The sequence below is a fragment of the Mycobacterium sp. Root135 genome (assembly GCF_001426545.1).
GTDB lineage: Bacteria > Actinomycetota > Actinomycetes > Mycobacteriales > Mycobacteriaceae > Mycobacterium.
The window spans coordinates 647,734-662,305 of the sequence record NZ_LMEZ01000006.1; the positions used below are offsets into that span (position 1 = coordinate 647,734).

Sequence of the window (14,572 nt, forward strand, 5' to 3'; positions counted from 1 at the left end):
TCAGCCTCCCGGCGCGAGCGCCACGATGCGCTGTGCGCGCCGCAGCACCGGCATGTCCACCATCTGACCGTCGAACTGGAAGACGCCACGCTCCGAACGGGCGACGTCCAAAACCGTTCTTGCCCAACGCACCTGGTCGTCGGTCGGGGTGTAACCGGACCTGATCACCGCGACCTGCGTCGGGTGGATCGCCACCTTCGCGTCGAAGCCGACGGCGACGGCGTCGTCGGTCTCGGCCCGTAACCCGCCGAGGTCACCGATGTCGAGGTACACCGAGTCCAGCGCCATCTTGCCGTACGCCTTGGCGGCCAGAAGGCATTGTGAGCGAACGTGTGTGGCGACGTCGCGGTAGCTCCCGTCGGCGTGACGGTTCGACGTGCCGCCGAGCACGGCGAAGAGGTCCTCGGCGCCCCACATCACCGCGACGGTGTTGTCGACCCGGGCCGTTTCGGAGACGGCGAGCGCCCCCAGCGGAGTTTCGACGAGCACGACGACGTCCAGCGGCGCCAGCGACCGCACCTGCTCGGCGGTCTCGGTCTTGGCGAGCATCACCGTGGTGTAGTCGGTCTCGGCAAGGGCCGTCATGTCCAGGGCGTGGTCCGGCGTGCCGACCGGGTTGACGCGGACCACCGTCCGTGCCGGGTCCAGCCGGGTCTCGAGCAGCGCCGTGCGCGCCGACTCGCGGTCCGTGGCCGCGACCCCGTCCTCGAGGTCGAGGATCACGACGTCCGCCGCGGCGGCGGCCTTCCCGAAGCGTTCCGGACGGTCGGCGGGGCAGAACAGCCACCCGGGACCGTTCACACCGAGCGCCATCAGATGTCCTCCTCGGAACGCTTGCGCACCATGGTCTTTCGCGACGCCGTGGCGACGACGTCGCCGTGCTGGTTGCGTCCGGTGTGCGCGAAGGTGACGATGCCCTCCCCCGGCCGACTCTTCGACTCCCGCTTGTCGGTCACCTCGGTCTCGGCGTAGAGCGTGTCGCCGTGGAACAGCGGCTTCGGGAACGCGACGTCGCCAAAGCCCAGGTTCCCGACGATGGTGCCCTGGGTCAGCTGCGCGACCGAGAGCCCGACGATCGTCGACAGCGTGAACATCGAGTTGACCAGCCGCTGGTTGAACGGCGGCAGCGCATCGGCGAACGCGGCGTCGAGGTGCAGCGCCTGGGTGTTCATGGTCAGTGTGGTGAAGAGGACGTTGTCGGCCTCGGTGATGGTGCGCCCGGGCCGGTGCTGATAGAGCACACCGGTCTCGAACTCCTCGAACCACAGCCCGCGCTGGGTGACGACCCGCTTCTCCATCTACAGGCCCGCCTCGCGTGCGATCAGCATCAGTTGCACCTCGGTCGTGCCCTCGCCGATTTCGAGGATCTTGCTGTCCCGGTAGTGCCGCGCCACCGGGTATTCGTTCATGAAGCCGTAGCCGCCGAACACCTGGGTGGCGTCCCGGGCGTTGTCCATCGCGGCCTCGCTGGCGACGAGCTTGGCCACCGCGGCGGCCTTCTTGAAGGGCTTGCCGGACAACATGAGTGCCGCCGCGTCGTAATAGGTCGCACGGGCCGCGTGTGCACGCGCCTCCATTCGGGCGATCTTGAATGCGATCGCCTGGTACCTGCCGATGGGTGAGCCGAATGCCTCCCGCTCCTTGGCGTACTTCACGCATTCGTCGACGCAGCCCTGGGCGGCGCCGACGGAGACTGCGGCGATGGCGATGCGACCCTCGTCGAGGATTTTCAGGAAGTTCGCGTAGCCGCGACCACGTTCACCGAGCATGTTTTCCCGCGGCACCCGGACGTCGTCGAGGCTCAGCGGATGGGTGTCGGAGGCGTTCCAGCCGACCTTGTCGTAGGCGGGTTCGGCGGTCAAGCCCTTGGTGGGCACCGGCACCAGGAACGCCGAGATGTCCTTGTGCCGGTGGTCGATACCGGTGACCGCCGTAACCGTGACCAGCTTGGTGATGTCCGTACCCGAGTTGGTGATGAACTGCTTGGAGCCGTTGATGATCCAGTGATCACCATCCTGTCTGGCAGTGGTCCGAGTCGCCCCGGCATCGGTACCGCCGCCCGCCTCGGTCAGACCGAACGCACCGAGCGCCTTGCCCGACGCCAACAGCGGCAGCCATTCCTGTTTCTGTGCGTCGTTTCCGAAGCGGTACACCGGCATCGCGCCGAGCGACACCCCGGCCTCGAGCGTGATCGCCACGCTCTGGTCGACCTTGCCGAGTTCCTCGAGTGCCAGACACAGGGCGAAGTAGTCGCCTCCCATGCCGCCGTACTCCTCGGGGAACGGCAGCCCGAACAGGCCCATGTCGGCCATGCCCGCGACGACCTCGTAGGGGAAGGAGTGCTCCTTGTCGTGCTTCGCCGAGACCGGCGCGACGACGGTGCGCGCGAAGTCACGGACCGTCTTGGCCAGCTGCTCATAGTGGTCGGGAAGTGTTCCGGTGGACAAAAATTCGCTCATGGCTGGGGCTCCTTGATCGATGCCTTTATTCGGGCCATCGGCTGGCCCACCTTGACTTGGTCGCCGACGGCGACGAGTAGTTCGACGACGCCGTCGACGGGTGCCGACAGCGCGTGTTCCATCTTCATGGCCTCGACGGTGACGACGACGTCACCCGCGGCGACCTGCGCCCCGTCCTCGACCCCCACTGCGACCACCGATCCCGGCATGGGACTGACGAGTTCGGCGTCACCCGCATGCGCGGCGTCGGCCCGCACCGGAGCCTCGCGCACCTCGTCGACCGAGACCGTCCGCCCGCCGCCGGCCAACCAGATCACGCCGTCCGCGGCCGCGACGACGTACTGCGAGCGCAACCCGCCGACGGTGACGGTGAGCATTCGCCCGTCGAGACTCGCTGCCACCGAGCGGGTCTCGCCGTCCTCGATCCGGGCCGTCGCCCGCTGCGGAGTGCCGCAGACGTGCACGTGCTCGGTGCGTTCCCCCGCCCGCAGCCGGATCGTCGTCGGCGCGTGGACACCGGTGCGCCAACCCGACGGGTCGGCCCACGGGTCGCCCGGCGTGGCGGGCCAGCGCGACAGCCACCGGTAGGCCGCAGCCGCGACGAACTCGTCGTCGGTGGCCGCGACGCCGACGTAGTCGGGTGTCCGCCGGTCGAGCAGACCGGTGTCGAGCCGACCGGCCACCACGTCGGGGTCCGCGAGCAGGAAGCGCAGGAAGTCCACGTTCGTGGTCACGCCAAGCACGGCGGTTTCGGCCAACGCCCTGTCCAAGGCGGCGAGCGCAGCGGGACGATCCTCGGCGTAGGCGATGACCTTTGCGAGCATCGGGTCGTAGTCGCTGCCGACGACAGTGCCGGCCCGGATGCCCGAATCGACCCGCGCGGAGGATGATTCGACGACGTCGAGCACCGTGCCGCCGGTCGGCAGGAAGTCGCGGGCCGGGTCCTCGGCGTACACACGGGCCTCGACGGCATGCCCCGTCATGACCACGTCGTCCTGACCGAGGGGCAGCGAGCCGCCCGCGGCGATGCGTACCTGCAGCTCGACCAGGTCGACACCCGTGACGAGTTCGGTGACCGGGTGCTCGACTTGGAGCCGGGTGTTCATCTCCATGAAGAAGAACTCGTCGGGCCGGTCGGCGGAGACGATGAACTCGACGGTGCCCGCGCCGGAGTAGTCGACGCTGCGGGCGGTGTCGCACGCCGCCACGCCGATGCGGGCCCGGGTCGCCGCGTCCAGCAGCGGTGACGGCGCCTCCTCGATCACCTTCTGATGGCGCCGCTGCAGGCTGCATTCGCGCTCTCCGAAGTGGACGACGTTGCCGTCACCGTCGGCGACGATCTGCACCTCGATGTGCCTGGGGTTGAGGACGAATCGCTCGAGGAACAGGGTGTCGTCACCGAACGCCGACGCCGCTTCCCGCCGCGCGGACACCAGTGCGGCGGGCAGTTCGGACGCGTGGTGTACCACCCGCATGCCCTTGCCTCCACCACCCGCGGACGGCTTGACCAAGACGGGGAATCCGACGTCGCCGGCACCGGCGATCAGATCCTCGTCGGTCAGACCGGGACGCGAGATGCCGGGGACCACCGGCACGCCGAACTCCGACACCGCGGCCTTCGCGGCGATCTTGTCCCCCATGGTTTGGATCGCACCGACCGGCGGTCCGATGAACGCGATGCCCGCCGCCCCGAGCGCGGCGGCGAATTCGGCGTTCTCCGAGAGGAATCCGTACCCCGGGTGGACGGCTTGGGCGCCGGTGCGCTGAGCGGCCCGCACCACCGCCGCGATGTCGAGATAGCTCTGCCGGGCCGGTGCCGGACCAAGCCGGACCGCCACGTCGGCCTCGGCGACATGGCGCGCTCCGGCGTCGGCGTCGCTGTAGACGGCCACGGAACGAATTCCCATGGCCCGCAACGTGCGGATGACGCGCACGGCGATCTCACCGCGGTTGGCGACCAGGACGGTGCTGAAAATGCTGCTAGTGGTCATTCCGTCACATCCTGAAAACGCCGTAGGAGACCGGTTCCAGCGGCGCCTGGGCGACCACCGAGAGTGCCAGCCCGACAACGGTTCTGGTGTCGGCAGGATCGATCACGCCGTCGTCCCACAACCGCGCGGTGGAGTAGTACGGGTTGCCCTGGTGTTCGTACTGCTCGCGGATCGGGGCCTTGAAGGCTTCCTCCTCTTCCGCGCTCATGTCACCGCGTACCGTCGCTAAGACCGACGCGGCCTGCTCACCGCCCATCACCGAAATGCGCGCATTCGGCCACATCCACAGGAACCGCGGCGAATACGCCCGCCCACACATCGAATAGTTGCCCGCGCCGTAGGAACCGCCGATCACGACGGTCAGCTTGGGCACCCGCGCGCAGGCGACGGCCGTCACCATCTTGGCGCCGTGCTTGGCGATGCCGCCCGCCTCGTAGTCGCGGCCCACCATGAAGCCGGCGATGTTCTGCAGGAACAGCAGCGGTATGGACCGCTTGTCGCACAGCTCGATGAAATGTGCTCCCTTGACTGCCGATTCGCCGAACAGCACGCCGTTGTTGGCGACGATGCCGACGGGGTGGCCGTGGATGCGGGCGAAGCCGGTGACCAGGGTCGTGCCGTATTCGGCCTTGAACTCGGCAAAGTCAGCACCATCTACGAGGCGGGTGACCACCTCGTGGACGTCGTAGGGTACGCGTGAGTCGGTGGGCACCACGTCGTAGAGCTCGGCCTGGTCGGCAATGGGGTCGACGGTCGGGATGACGTCCCACGGCGTGGGTGTACGCGGACCCAACGTGTCCACGATGCGGCGCACCATCCGTAGCGCATCGCGGTCGTCGTTCGCCAAGTGGTCGGTGACACCGGAGACCTTCGAGTGCAGGTCTCCGCCGCCGAGTTCCTCAGCCGTGACCACCTCGCCGGTGGCGGCCTTCACCAGCGGCGGACCACCGAGGAAGATCGTGCCCTGGTTGCGGACGATGACGGCCTCGTCGCTCATGGCGGGGACGTAGGCGCCGCCCGCCGTGCACGAGCCGAGCACCGCGGCGATCTGCGGGATGCCGTTGGCGCTCATGTTGGCCTGGTTGAAGAAGATGCGGCCGAAGTGCTCGCGGTCGGGGAAGACCTCGTCCTGGCGCGGGAGGAAGGCCCCACCGGAGTCGACGAGATAGAGGCAGGGCAGTCGGTTCTGCGCCGCAATCTCTTGTGCGCGAAGGTGTTTCTTGACGGTGATCGGGTAATAGGTGCCGCCCTTGACCGTCGCGTCGTTGGCCACAATCATGCATTCCCGGCCCGAGACCCGGCCGATGCCCGCGATCATCCCCGCCCCGGGGCATTCGTCGTCGTACATCCCGTCAGCGGCCAGCGGCGCGACCTCCAGGAACGGGCTGCCGGGGTCGAGCAGGGAAAGGACCCTGTCGCGCGGCAGCAGCTTGCCCCTGCTCACGTGGCGTTCCCGGGAACGTTCCGAACCGCCGAGTGCGGCGGTCGCGAGCTTCTCGCGCAGCTCTGCCACCAACGTCAGATGCTGGTCACGATGGGTCGTCTGCGTGGGCAATGGCCGTTCCGTCCGTTTTAGTTAATCGTCACTAACTGATGCTACGTTAGTCATCATTAACTGAGAAACGCAAACGGCAAGGGGGAAAGGTGTCTACGGCGAAGACGTCGACGACGCAGCGCAGTCAGGCGAAATCCGATCGCCGATCCCAACTGATCGCCGCGGCCGAGCAGCTCATCGCCGAACACGGGTTCCTCGGCGTCCGCCTCGAGGACATCGGTGCCGCGGCCGGAGTGTCGGGACCCGCGATCTACCGGCACTTCCCCAGCAAGGAAGCGCTCCTCGTCGAGCTCCTCGTCGGCATCAGCACCCGGCTGCTCGCCGGCGCCGCCGACGTCGTGGCCGAGGCCGACACACCCGCCAACGCGCTCGACGGACTGGTCGACTTCCACCTCGACTTCGTGTTCACCGAGCCCGACTTGATCCGAATTCAGGATCGCGACCTGGCACAACTACCGGCTGCGGCCATGCGTCAGGTGCGCCGCGCTCAGCGACAATACGTCGAAACATGGGTCGACGTTCTCCGCGCACTCGACGCGGACCTAGACGAAAGCGAAGCGCGACTCATGGCCCACGCCGCGTTCGGACTCCTGAACTCAACTCCACACAGCGTCCGACCGGGCACGGTCCGCGACTCGTCACGGGCGATCCTGCGGGCCATGACCCTGGCCGCGCTCACCCGTCGGCGCTAGTACCAGACGCGCCGGCCGCCTACCGCATGGCCCAGCGCGCCGAGCAACCAGAACACCGCGCCTATGACCAGGGCGACGACGCCGACATACGTCAACACCGGCATGCCGAAGAACAGGCCGAGGATCACGAGAATGACACCGATGGCGATCATGGCTACTCCTGACTCCTTACTGGTGCAGCTCTACTGACTGGGCTGGGGCACGTTGATGTTGCAATCGGCAACCTTGGGATTGGCCCCCGCGTAGTTCAGCGGGCCCGCGACCACGGTCAAGGCAATCGTTCCGGCTGTGGCACAACTGGTTTCAGAAGCCTTGAAGTAATCGCGCTGATAGGCGGCGAACACGCCGATCAGCAGCCACACGAGAAGGATCGTGCCGATGATTCCGCTGCCTCGCATGTAAACCTCCATGTCGCTGACCGCCCGTGCGGCGTCGCGACCGTTTACCCGTCCGACAATTGCGGTAAACCCCGCACGCTGGCCAGCGAGGCCCCGCCGCCGACGCAGGTACCCTGCAGGCATGAGGTGGAGATGACGGATCCATCGCGCCGCGACGGGCGGGACCAGGAACATCCCGGCACCTACAACTACCCCGCCATTCCCGGTTCGACGTACGGCCAGCAATTGCCGTACCCAACTTCCGGTGGGGCGGCTTACGACAAGCACCGACCCACCGAGCAGCTACCCGCGTATTCGCCGTACGGGTACGACCCCCATGCGACGGGGCAATACGGACCTCCCCCCGGCGGGACACCATCCGAGCCGCCGAAGCCGGACGGACCCAACCCGCGGCGGTGGTTGTGGGCCCTGGCTGGCACCGTGCTGTTCGTCGTCCTCGGGATGGTGATCGGCCTGGTCATCGTCGACAGCTCCCACCAGGACACCCTCGTCGCGCCGCCCCAGACGCCCATCCAACCCAGCGCAACCAGACCATCGACGACCACGCCGACACCCACCACCACGCGAACCCCGACCACCACGCCGACGACGCCGGGCGTGATCCCGCCGACCACCTCGACCAACCCGAACGACAGCCACACCGTCGTCTACTCGGTCGCAGGCCAGGGCCGGGCCATCAGCATCCTGTACCTCGACAGCGGCGGAGTCCTGCAGACCGAGTTCAACGTCATGCTGCCGTGGCAGAAGGAAGTTCAGCTCGCCGGGGCGGCCAACAGTTCCGCCAGCGTCAGCATCGTCAACGTTGGCCGGGAACTCACCTGCTCCATCACCATCGACGGCACCGAGACCCAGCAGAACACCGGGACGGGCCTGACGTTGTGTACGGCGCTGGGCTCGCGTTAGCCGACCGTCAGGCGGGGACCCGCGGCACGCGGACGAAGAGAATCGCCACTAGCCCCAGCGCCAACACGGTGATCAGCCCGCCCATCCCGGCGCGGTCGGTACCGAAGACCGTGATGAACGTGGTGAAGAGGATCGGCGCCAGGAACGTCGCCGCGCGCCCCGTCGTGGTGTACAGCCCGAAGGCCGCACCTTCCTTGCCCTCGACCGACATTCGCAGCATCGTCGTCCGCGCGGACGATTGGACGGGCCCGATGAACAGGCACAGCAGCAACCCGCACACCCAGAACGTCGACGGCCCGTGCAGCGCCATCATCACCAGGGCGACGGCGATCATCGCAGCGAGCGATCCGACGATGATCGGCTTGGACCCGATGCGGTCGTCGAGCAGACCACCCAACACCGCACCCGTCGCCGCGACGACCAACGCGCACATGCCGAAGAGCACCACGTCGGCGCCCGAGACCCCATAGGCCGAGACACCAAGCACGGCACCGAAGGTGAAGATTCCGGTCAAGCCGTCGCGGAAGACTGCGCTCGCCGCGAGGTAGTACACGACGTTGCGGTCCGTGTCCCACTGGTCCTTCAGATCGGCCCACAGCTTCCGGTAGGCCCAGCCCAACCCCGGCGATGAGATCGGAGCCTCGAGAACCGGTGCCTTGGTGCGGGTGCCGACCAACAGCGGCAGCGCGAACAGGGCGAACCAGCCCGCGGCGACGAGCACCACCAACCGCGCAGGCCACCCGTCGTGCGACGACACCCCGAACAGCCCGCGGGTGTCTCCGTCACCGCCGCCCATGAAGCCGAAGTACGCCACCAACAACAGCAGCACGCTCCCGAAATACCCTGACGCCGCGCCGAATCCGGACACCCGGCCCGACGTGTCCGGCGTCGACAACTCGCGCAGCATGGCGTTGTAGGGCACCGTCGCCAGATCACTGCACGCCGCCGTCAACGACAGCAGCACCAAGCCGAGCCAAAGGTAGTGATAGTCGGGGCGAATCTGACTCATCGACGCCGTCAGCACGATAACGACGCCGGTCAGAACCGCAAGCACGGTGCGCCTGCGATGGGCGGCGTCGACCCAGATCCCGGTGACCGGGGCAAGCGCGGCGACCGCCAGCCCGGCGGCGAACAACGCCCACCCGAGCCACGCCGTCGGCGTCGTACTGCCCGGCAGCCCGGCACCGACCTCACCGGTGAGGTACACCGAGAAGACGAACGTGACGACGATCGCGTTGACTCCGGTTGCGCCGCAGTCCCACAACGCCCACGCGACGACGGGGAACCGCCCCGCGGTGCGAGTACCCGCGGGGTTGGTCATGAACGCACTCTATTGGTACCTACGATTGGGCCCATGTCCGTACCTGCTCCCAGTCCCGACGCGCGCGCCGTCGTCACCGGCGCCTCGCAGAACATCGGTGAGGCCCTGGCCACCGAGCTCGCCGCCCGGGGACACCACCTGATCATCACCGCCCGCCGCGGCGACGTGCTCACCGCGCTGGCGACCACCCTGACCGAGCGCTACGGCGTCACCGTCGAGGTACGGCCCGTCGACCTGGTCGACCCCGCGGCGCGCGCCGAATTCTGCGCCGAACTCGCCCAACGGAACATCTCCATCCTGTGCGCGAACGCCGGCACCGCGACCTTCGGCCCCGTCGCCAACCTGGACGTCGACGGCGAGAAGGCCCAGGTCCAACTCAACGTCCTCGGCGTCCACGATCTGGTGCTCGCCGTCCTGCCCGGGATGGTCGAGCGCCGCGCCGGTGGCATCCTCATCTCCGGTTCCGCGGCGGGCAACTCACCGATCCCCAACAACGCGACCTACGCGGCGTCCAAGGCGTTCGTCAACACGTTCAGCGAATCGCTTCGCGGCGAGGTGAAGCCACTCGGCATCCACGTCACCGTGCTGGCACCGGGGCCGGTGCGCACCGAACTGCCGAATCCCGACGAGCAGTCCCTCGTCGAGAAGCTGATCCCCGACTTCCTCTGGATCTCCACCGAGCACACCGCGAAGCTGTCGCTGGACGGGCTGGAGCGCAACAAGATGCGCGTCGTCCCCGGTGTGACGTCCAAGGCGATGTCGGTGGCAAGCGGCTACGCCCCGCGGTCCATCGTCACGCCGATCGTCGGTGCGGTCTACAAGAAGCTCGGCGGCGAGTAGCTCGCTCAGCGACGCCGGCGTCTGCGGGTGCCGGTACCGAACATGCTGCGGGTGATCTCCCGTCCGGCGACCGTGGCCGCCGACCGGATGAAGCTCTTGAACGCGGAGCTGTGGATCACTTCGTCGACGAAGCTCGGACCTTCCGGCGGGGGTGAGCCAATCGGGCCCGGGTCCCAGCCCAGCCCGCCGTCGAGGGGCGGCGGCAGGGCGGGTGGAAGCGGCTGTGGCGTCTCGGGTAGCGGAGCCGGGGCCAGCTTGGCGTTGAGCCGCTCGTAGGCGGACTCACGGTCGACGGTCAGCCCGTACTCGGCCTGCAGCGGCGACGCCTTGGCCGCGGCGCTGATGGCGTCGGGACCGATGGTGTCCATCAACGAACGGGGCGCCCGCATCCTGGTCCACGCGACCGGGGTCGGCGCGCCGTTCTCGGACAACACGGTGACGATCGCCTCCCCCGTGCCCAGCGACGTCAACGCCTCCTCGAGGTCGTAGACGTCCGTCTTAGGGTAGGTGCGCACCGTCTTCGACAGCGCCTTCTGGTCGTCGGGGGTGAACGCGCGCAGCGCGTGCTGAACGCGGGCGCCGAGCTGAGACAAGACGTCGTTGGGCACGTCTGTCGGCAGCTGGGTGCAGAAGAACACCCCGACGCCCTTGGAGCGGATGAGCTTCACGGTCTGCTCGACTTGGGCGAGAAACGCCTTGGACGCGTCGTCGAACAGCAGATGCGCCTCGTCGAAGAAGAACACCAGCTTCGGCTTCTCGACGTCACCGACCTCCGGCAACGAGGTGAACAGATCGGCGAGCACCCACATCAGGAACGTGGAGAACATCACCGGCCTGGCCGCCTGCGCACCCAACTCGAGCAGGGTTATGACGCCGCGCCCCTGGTCGTCGATGCGCATCAGGTCGTCGGGCTCCAGTTCGGGCTCGCCAAAGAAGGTGTCGGCACCCTCGGCCTCGATGTTGACCAGGGCGCGCAGGATGACCCCCGCGGTAGTCGTCGACACCGCACCGAGTGCCTTCAGTTCGGGCTTGCCCTCGTCGCTGGTGAGGAACTGGATAACCGAACGCAGGTCCTTGACGTCGAGCAGCAACATGCCCTTCTGGTCGGCCCAGTGGAAGATCAACCCGAGCGTCGACTCTTGGGTTGTGTTGAGCCCCAACACCTTCGACAGCAGAATCGGACCGAAGCTGGTGATGGTGGCCCGGACGGGAACCCCGACCCCAGCGGAGCCCAACGACAGGAACTCGACGGGAAACGCGGTCGGCGTCCAGCTGTCGCCGGTGTCGGTGCCCCGCTGGGCGACCTTGTCCCCCGGCGCACCGGGGCGAGACAACCCCGAGAGGTCTCCCTTGACGTCGGCCATCACCACCGGCACCCCGGCCGCGGAGAGCTGTTCGGCCATGAGCTGCAGCGACTTCGTCTTGCCGGTGCCCGTCGCCCCCGCGACCAGACCATGCCGGTTGACGGTCGACAGCGGGATGCGCACCAGCGCGGCCGGGTCGGCGACACCGTCCACCACCACGGAGCCGAGCTCCAGAGCTGGCCCGGCGACGGCATAACCAGCGGCGATGCTCTGTGCGGGCGTGGCGGTCGCATCGTCGCTCATGTCGGCGACACTACTGGCCGAGGACCGATCGGGAGGGTTCTAAACGGGCCTGGGCAGCCACCGTCGGACTGTGCGAATACTGTTGACCGCTGTGCGTGACGAATTGGTGTGGATTGACTGCGAGATGACGGGGCTCGACCTCAAGGCCGACCGTCTCATCGAAATCGCGGTGTTGGTGACCGACGGCGAGCTCAACCTCCTCGGCGACGGGCTCGACGTGGTCATCCACGCCGACGACGAGGCGCTGGACGGCATGGTCGAGGTCGTGGCGACAATGCACCGCAAGTCGGGGCTCACCGAGGAGGTGCGTGCGTCCACCGTCGACGTGCCCACCGCCGAGAAGATGGTCCTGGATTACATCCGGGGGCACGTCAAGCAGCCGAACACCGCCCCGCTGGCGGGCAACTCGATCGGCACCGACCGCGGCTTCATCGCCAGGGACATGCCTGCGCTGGACGACTTCCTGCACTACCGCATGATCGACGTCAGCTCGATCAAGGAACTGTGCCGACGCTGGTACCCGCGCATCTACTTCGGACAGCCGGAAAAGGGCCTCGCGCACCGCGCGCTCGCCGACATCCACGAGTCGATTCGCGAGTTGAAGTACTACCGCAGCACCGCCTTCGTGCCCGCTCCTGGTCCGTCGACCAGCGACATTGCCGCCGTCGCCGCCGAACTCGGGCCCCCCACCGGCGACGCGCAGACAACCGATTCGGACACAGCGCACCCGACCGGCTAAGATCGACAACACCGCGGAGCCTTCGGGCGAGGCGGACATGGTGGCTGTAGTTCAGTTGGTAGAGCACCAGGTTGTGATCCTGGCTGTCGCGGGTTCGAGTCCCGTCAGTCACCCAGCAGGTCGGAGGGCGTTTACGCCCTCCGACTTTCTGCTTTCCGGGGTGTTTCGTCCGACCTAGAGCGCGTACAACGCCGGCAGGTTCACGACGATCGCCTCCTGGCTGCTACGCGCAATCACCAGTTCTGCCGGCGTGGTCGGGTCCGGGTTCTCCTCACGGTGCGGCAGGTGCGGCGGGACGAAGACGTAGTCGCCGGGGTTGGTGCGCACCCGAACCTCGTCTTCTCCGTCCAAGAACACGAATTCGGGGTGTCCGCTGCGGATGAAGATCATGGTCTCGGAATCGCCGTGATGGTGGTTGGCCGAGACCGTGCCCGGCATCGCCAGCGTCTCCCCCATCCACAGCTTCTCGCTGCCGACGGTGGACGCGCTGAGCGCCGCGAAGCGCCGCATGCCGTCCGTCTGTGCCGTGGTCGCGTCGAGTTCGGTTGACTTGATGTGGCGCACCCGGTTTCGCGGCGGGCGCTGCGCGGCGTCGTTCGGGAAGTCGGGATGAAAACCGTCGGGCTCGGCCATGCACTCGACCGTAGCCCTCGTCGCACGCCGGCCAACCGATGTCGCGCGATAATGCTCCCGTGCCCGCCTCGACCTCCGAAACCCGCCTCGTCCCCGGCGCCTACGACGGCGTGTTTCACGCCGTCTGCCATGCCGCCACGTCCAGCGGAATGACCGTGACACTCGCCGACCCGGCTGCCGGGGTGATCCAGATGTCCACCAGCATGGGCCTGGCGACGTGGGGCGAGAATCTCACCGCGCACCTGCGGCCGTTGCCCACGGGAGTGGAGGTCACCCTGTCGTCGGCCCTGAAATTCGGCCTCGTCGACTGGGGCAAGAACCGCCAGAACATCGAAACGCTGTTCGGCGTCGTCTGCCGACCGCCCGCCGGCGCCTGGCATCCCGACCCGTCGGGGCGGCACGAGCTGCGGTGGTGGGACGGCACCCGCTGGACCGACGCGGTCAGCGACCACGGCCAGATCAGCGCGGACGCGCAGTGATGCACTGGTCGCAGATCCACGGCTGGTTTGGCTGGCGCGACCTGCAGGAGGAGGCCGCGGCGACCTTCGCCGACGGCAGCACCTTCGTCGAGGTGGGTTCCTACCTCGGCCGCAGTTTGTGCTCACTCGCCGAGGTGGTCGGAGAGTCGGAACGCGACTTCACCGTCGTCGGCGTCGACTATTGCCAAGGCAGCGGGCGTGAGGGCACCGCGGACAAGGACTCCCATGCCGCCGCCGTGGCCGAAGGTGGCGGCACCTTCGCCGGGCAGTTGCACCGCAACGTCATCGCGTGTGGTTTCGCCGACCGGGTGCACCTCGTGGTCAGCCCGTCTCCGTCGGCTGCGAACCTGTTCGCCGACGGGTCGTTGGCCTGGGTGCACCTCGACGCCCGCCACGAGTACGACAGCGTGCTCGCCGACATCGACGGTTGGCTACCGAAGGTGGCGCCGGGAGGCTGGTTGTCCGGTGACGACTACGACGAGCAGTGGTGGCCGGGAGTGGTTGCGGCCGTGGGAGATCGGCTGCCCGATGCCCAGGAGTGCTCTACCCGGCAGTGGCGGTGGGTGAAGCCGCGCTGATCACCCGTCCAGCTGGACCCGCACCGACACCGCACCGCGGTCGCTTCGGGTGGCCACCGCATGGCCGGTGCGATCGCGCCCGTCGAGCCCGACGAGGGTGACCGCGCCGCCCTCTCCGAGGAAGTTGCGCCACCAACTCTTCTTGTCGGGCATCCCGACCCAGATGGTGATCGAATCGCCGGAGCGGCGGTAGTTGACCGGGATCTCGAACGTCTTGCCGGACTTGCGCCCGACGTAGCGGATCTCGACGAGTCCGCGACGCACCAGCCCGCCCAGGATGGGCAGCTTCATCGTGGCCACCGCCACCTTGTTGACGGTGCGGACGAACGCGTTGTCCGAGAAGCCTGGTTTACTCTGCTGCGCCATTGCACCGACTC

The 14,572-nt window shown here is 67.8% G+C and carries 17 protein-coding genes and 1 tRNA gene; 7 read left to right on the forward strand and 11 right to left on the reverse strand.

Features of this window, described 5'->3' with window-relative positions; genetic code table 11:
• From ASD37_RS19765 to ASD37_RS19785, 5 genes are read right to left on the reverse strand one after another with little or no spacing between them, the layout of a single operon-like run.
• On the reverse strand, nt 1-813 hold the full coding sequence (locus ASD37_RS19765) for a CoA ester lyase (RefSeq protein ID WP_056555023.1): 813 nt from the start codon (nt 811-813) through the stop codon (nt 1-3).
• On the reverse strand, nt 813-1,298 hold the full coding sequence (locus tag ASD37_RS19770; RefSeq protein WP_056555027.1) for a MaoC family dehydratase: 486 nt from the start codon (nt 1,296-1,298) through the stop codon (nt 813-815). Before ASD37_RS19770 ends, ASD37_RS19765 begins: the two co-directional genes overlap by 1 nt.
• Complete coding sequence (locus ASD37_RS19775; protein WP_056555030.1) at nt 1,299-2,459, reverse strand: acyl-CoA dehydrogenase family protein; 1,161 nt, start codon at nt 2,457-2,459, stop codon at nt 1,299-1,301.
• The gene (locus ASD37_RS19780) at nt 2,456-4,450 is read right to left on the reverse strand and encodes a biotin carboxylase N-terminal domain-containing protein (protein WP_056555033.1); all 1,995 of its coding nucleotides are present in this window, start codon (nt 4,448-4,450) and stop codon (nt 2,456-2,458) included. The genes ASD37_RS19775 and ASD37_RS19780 overlap by 4 nt, the downstream gene beginning before the upstream one ends.
• 4 nt (nt 4,451-4,454) lie before the next feature.
• Nucleotides 4,455-6,005 (reverse strand): carboxyl transferase domain-containing protein, encoded by a 1,551-nt coding sequence (locus tag ASD37_RS19785; RefSeq protein WP_056555036.1) that lies wholly within the window; start codon nt 6,003-6,005, stop codon nt 4,455-4,457.
• Nucleotides 6,006-6,094: 89 nt separating this feature from the next.
• Between ASD37_RS19785 and ASD37_RS19790 the strand changes: the two genes are divergently transcribed.
• Nucleotides 6,095-6,697: a TetR/AcrR family transcriptional regulator gene (locus ASD37_RS19790; protein WP_056555040.1), complete on the forward strand. Its 603-nt coding sequence runs from the start codon at nt 6,095-6,097 to the stop codon at nt 6,695-6,697.
• Here the strand turns inward: ASD37_RS19790 and ASD37_RS32020 are convergent.
• A complete protein-coding gene (locus ASD37_RS32020) occupies nt 6,694-6,849 on the reverse strand; it encodes a DUF6131 family protein (protein ID WP_200959932.1) in 156 nt (51 codons plus the stop codon). The genes ASD37_RS19790 and ASD37_RS32020 overlap by 4 nt on opposite strands.
• Before the next feature lie 30 nt (nt 6,850-6,879).
• Nucleotides 6,880-7,107 (reverse strand): hypothetical protein, encoded by a 228-nt coding sequence (locus tag ASD37_RS19795; protein ID WP_200959947.1) that lies wholly within the window; start codon nt 7,105-7,107, stop codon nt 6,880-6,882.
• Nucleotides 7,108-7,227: 120 nt separating this feature from the next.
• Here ASD37_RS19795 and ASD37_RS19800 point away from each other — a divergent pair, with 120 nt between their 5' ends.
• The gene (locus tag ASD37_RS19800) at nt 7,228-7,998 is read left to right on the forward strand and encodes an MmpS family transport accessory protein (protein ID WP_056555534.1); all 771 of its coding nucleotides are present in this window, start codon (nt 7,228-7,230) and stop codon (nt 7,996-7,998) included.
• Between the two features lie 7 nt (nt 7,999-8,005).
• Here ASD37_RS19800 and ASD37_RS19805 read toward each other — a convergent pair whose 3' ends face one another.
• Nucleotides 8,006-9,319 carry an MFS transporter gene (locus ASD37_RS19805; protein WP_056555043.1) on the reverse strand — a complete coding sequence of 438 codons (1,314 nt, stop codon included), beginning with the start codon at nt 9,317-9,319 and terminating at the stop codon, nt 8,006-8,008.
• A gap of 33 nt (nt 9,320-9,352) precedes the next feature.
• On the opposite strand from ASD37_RS19805, the gene cmrA reads away from it, so the two are divergent.
• Nucleotides 9,353-10,159: a mycolate reductase gene (cmrA, locus tag ASD37_RS19810; protein WP_056555046.1), complete on the forward strand. Its 807-nt coding sequence runs from the start codon at nt 9,353-9,355 to the stop codon at nt 10,157-10,159.
• A gap of 5 nt (nt 10,160-10,164) precedes the next feature.
• Here the strand turns inward: cmrA and ASD37_RS19815 are convergent, their stop codons facing one another.
• Entirely contained in the window at nt 10,165-11,766 is a 1,602-nt protein-coding gene (locus ASD37_RS19815) for a helicase HerA-like domain-containing protein (RefSeq protein WP_056555049.1), read from the reverse strand.
• 91 nt (nt 11,767-11,857) lie between these two features.
• Here ASD37_RS19815 and orn point away from each other — a divergent pair, with 91 nt between their 5' ends.
• Both orn and ASD37_RS19825 read left to right on the forward strand, forming a co-directional pair.
• Nucleotides 11,858-12,505 carry an oligoribonuclease gene (gene orn / locus ASD37_RS19820; RefSeq protein ID WP_056555053.1) on the forward strand — a complete coding sequence of 216 codons (648 nt, stop codon included), beginning with the start codon at nt 11,858-11,860 and terminating at the stop codon, nt 12,503-12,505.
• A gap of 40 nt (nt 12,506-12,545) precedes the next feature.
• Nucleotides 12,546-12,618 (forward strand) — tRNA-His (locus ASD37_RS19825).
• Nucleotides 12,619-12,679: 61 nt separating this feature from the next.
• Here the strand turns inward: ASD37_RS19825 and ASD37_RS19830 are convergent.
• Nucleotides 12,680-13,138, reverse strand: a complete 459-nt coding sequence (locus tag ASD37_RS19830) for a cupin domain-containing protein (protein WP_056555056.1) — start codon at nt 13,136-13,138, stop codon at nt 12,680-12,682.
• 59 nt (nt 13,139-13,197) lie between these two features.
• On the opposite strand from ASD37_RS19830, the gene ASD37_RS32735 reads away from it, so the two are divergent.
• Together ASD37_RS32735 and ASD37_RS19840 are read left to right on the forward strand one after the other, a co-directional pair.
• Entirely contained in the window at nt 13,198-13,617 is a 420-nt protein-coding gene (locus ASD37_RS32735; RefSeq protein ID WP_056555059.1) for a DUF2510 domain-containing protein, read from the forward strand.
• Nucleotides 13,617-14,195 carry a class I SAM-dependent methyltransferase gene (locus ASD37_RS19840; RefSeq protein WP_056555061.1) on the forward strand — a complete coding sequence of 193 codons (579 nt, stop codon included), beginning with the start codon at nt 13,617-13,619 and terminating at the stop codon, nt 14,193-14,195. Before ASD37_RS32735 ends, ASD37_RS19840 begins: the two co-directional genes overlap by 1 nt.
• Here the strand turns inward: ASD37_RS19840 and ASD37_RS19845 are convergent, their stop codons facing one another.
• Complete coding sequence (locus ASD37_RS19845) at nt 14,196-14,561, reverse strand: hypothetical protein (RefSeq protein WP_056555063.1); 366 nt, start codon at nt 14,559-14,561, stop codon at nt 14,196-14,198.
• Nucleotides 14,562-14,572 lie beyond the last annotated feature (11 nt).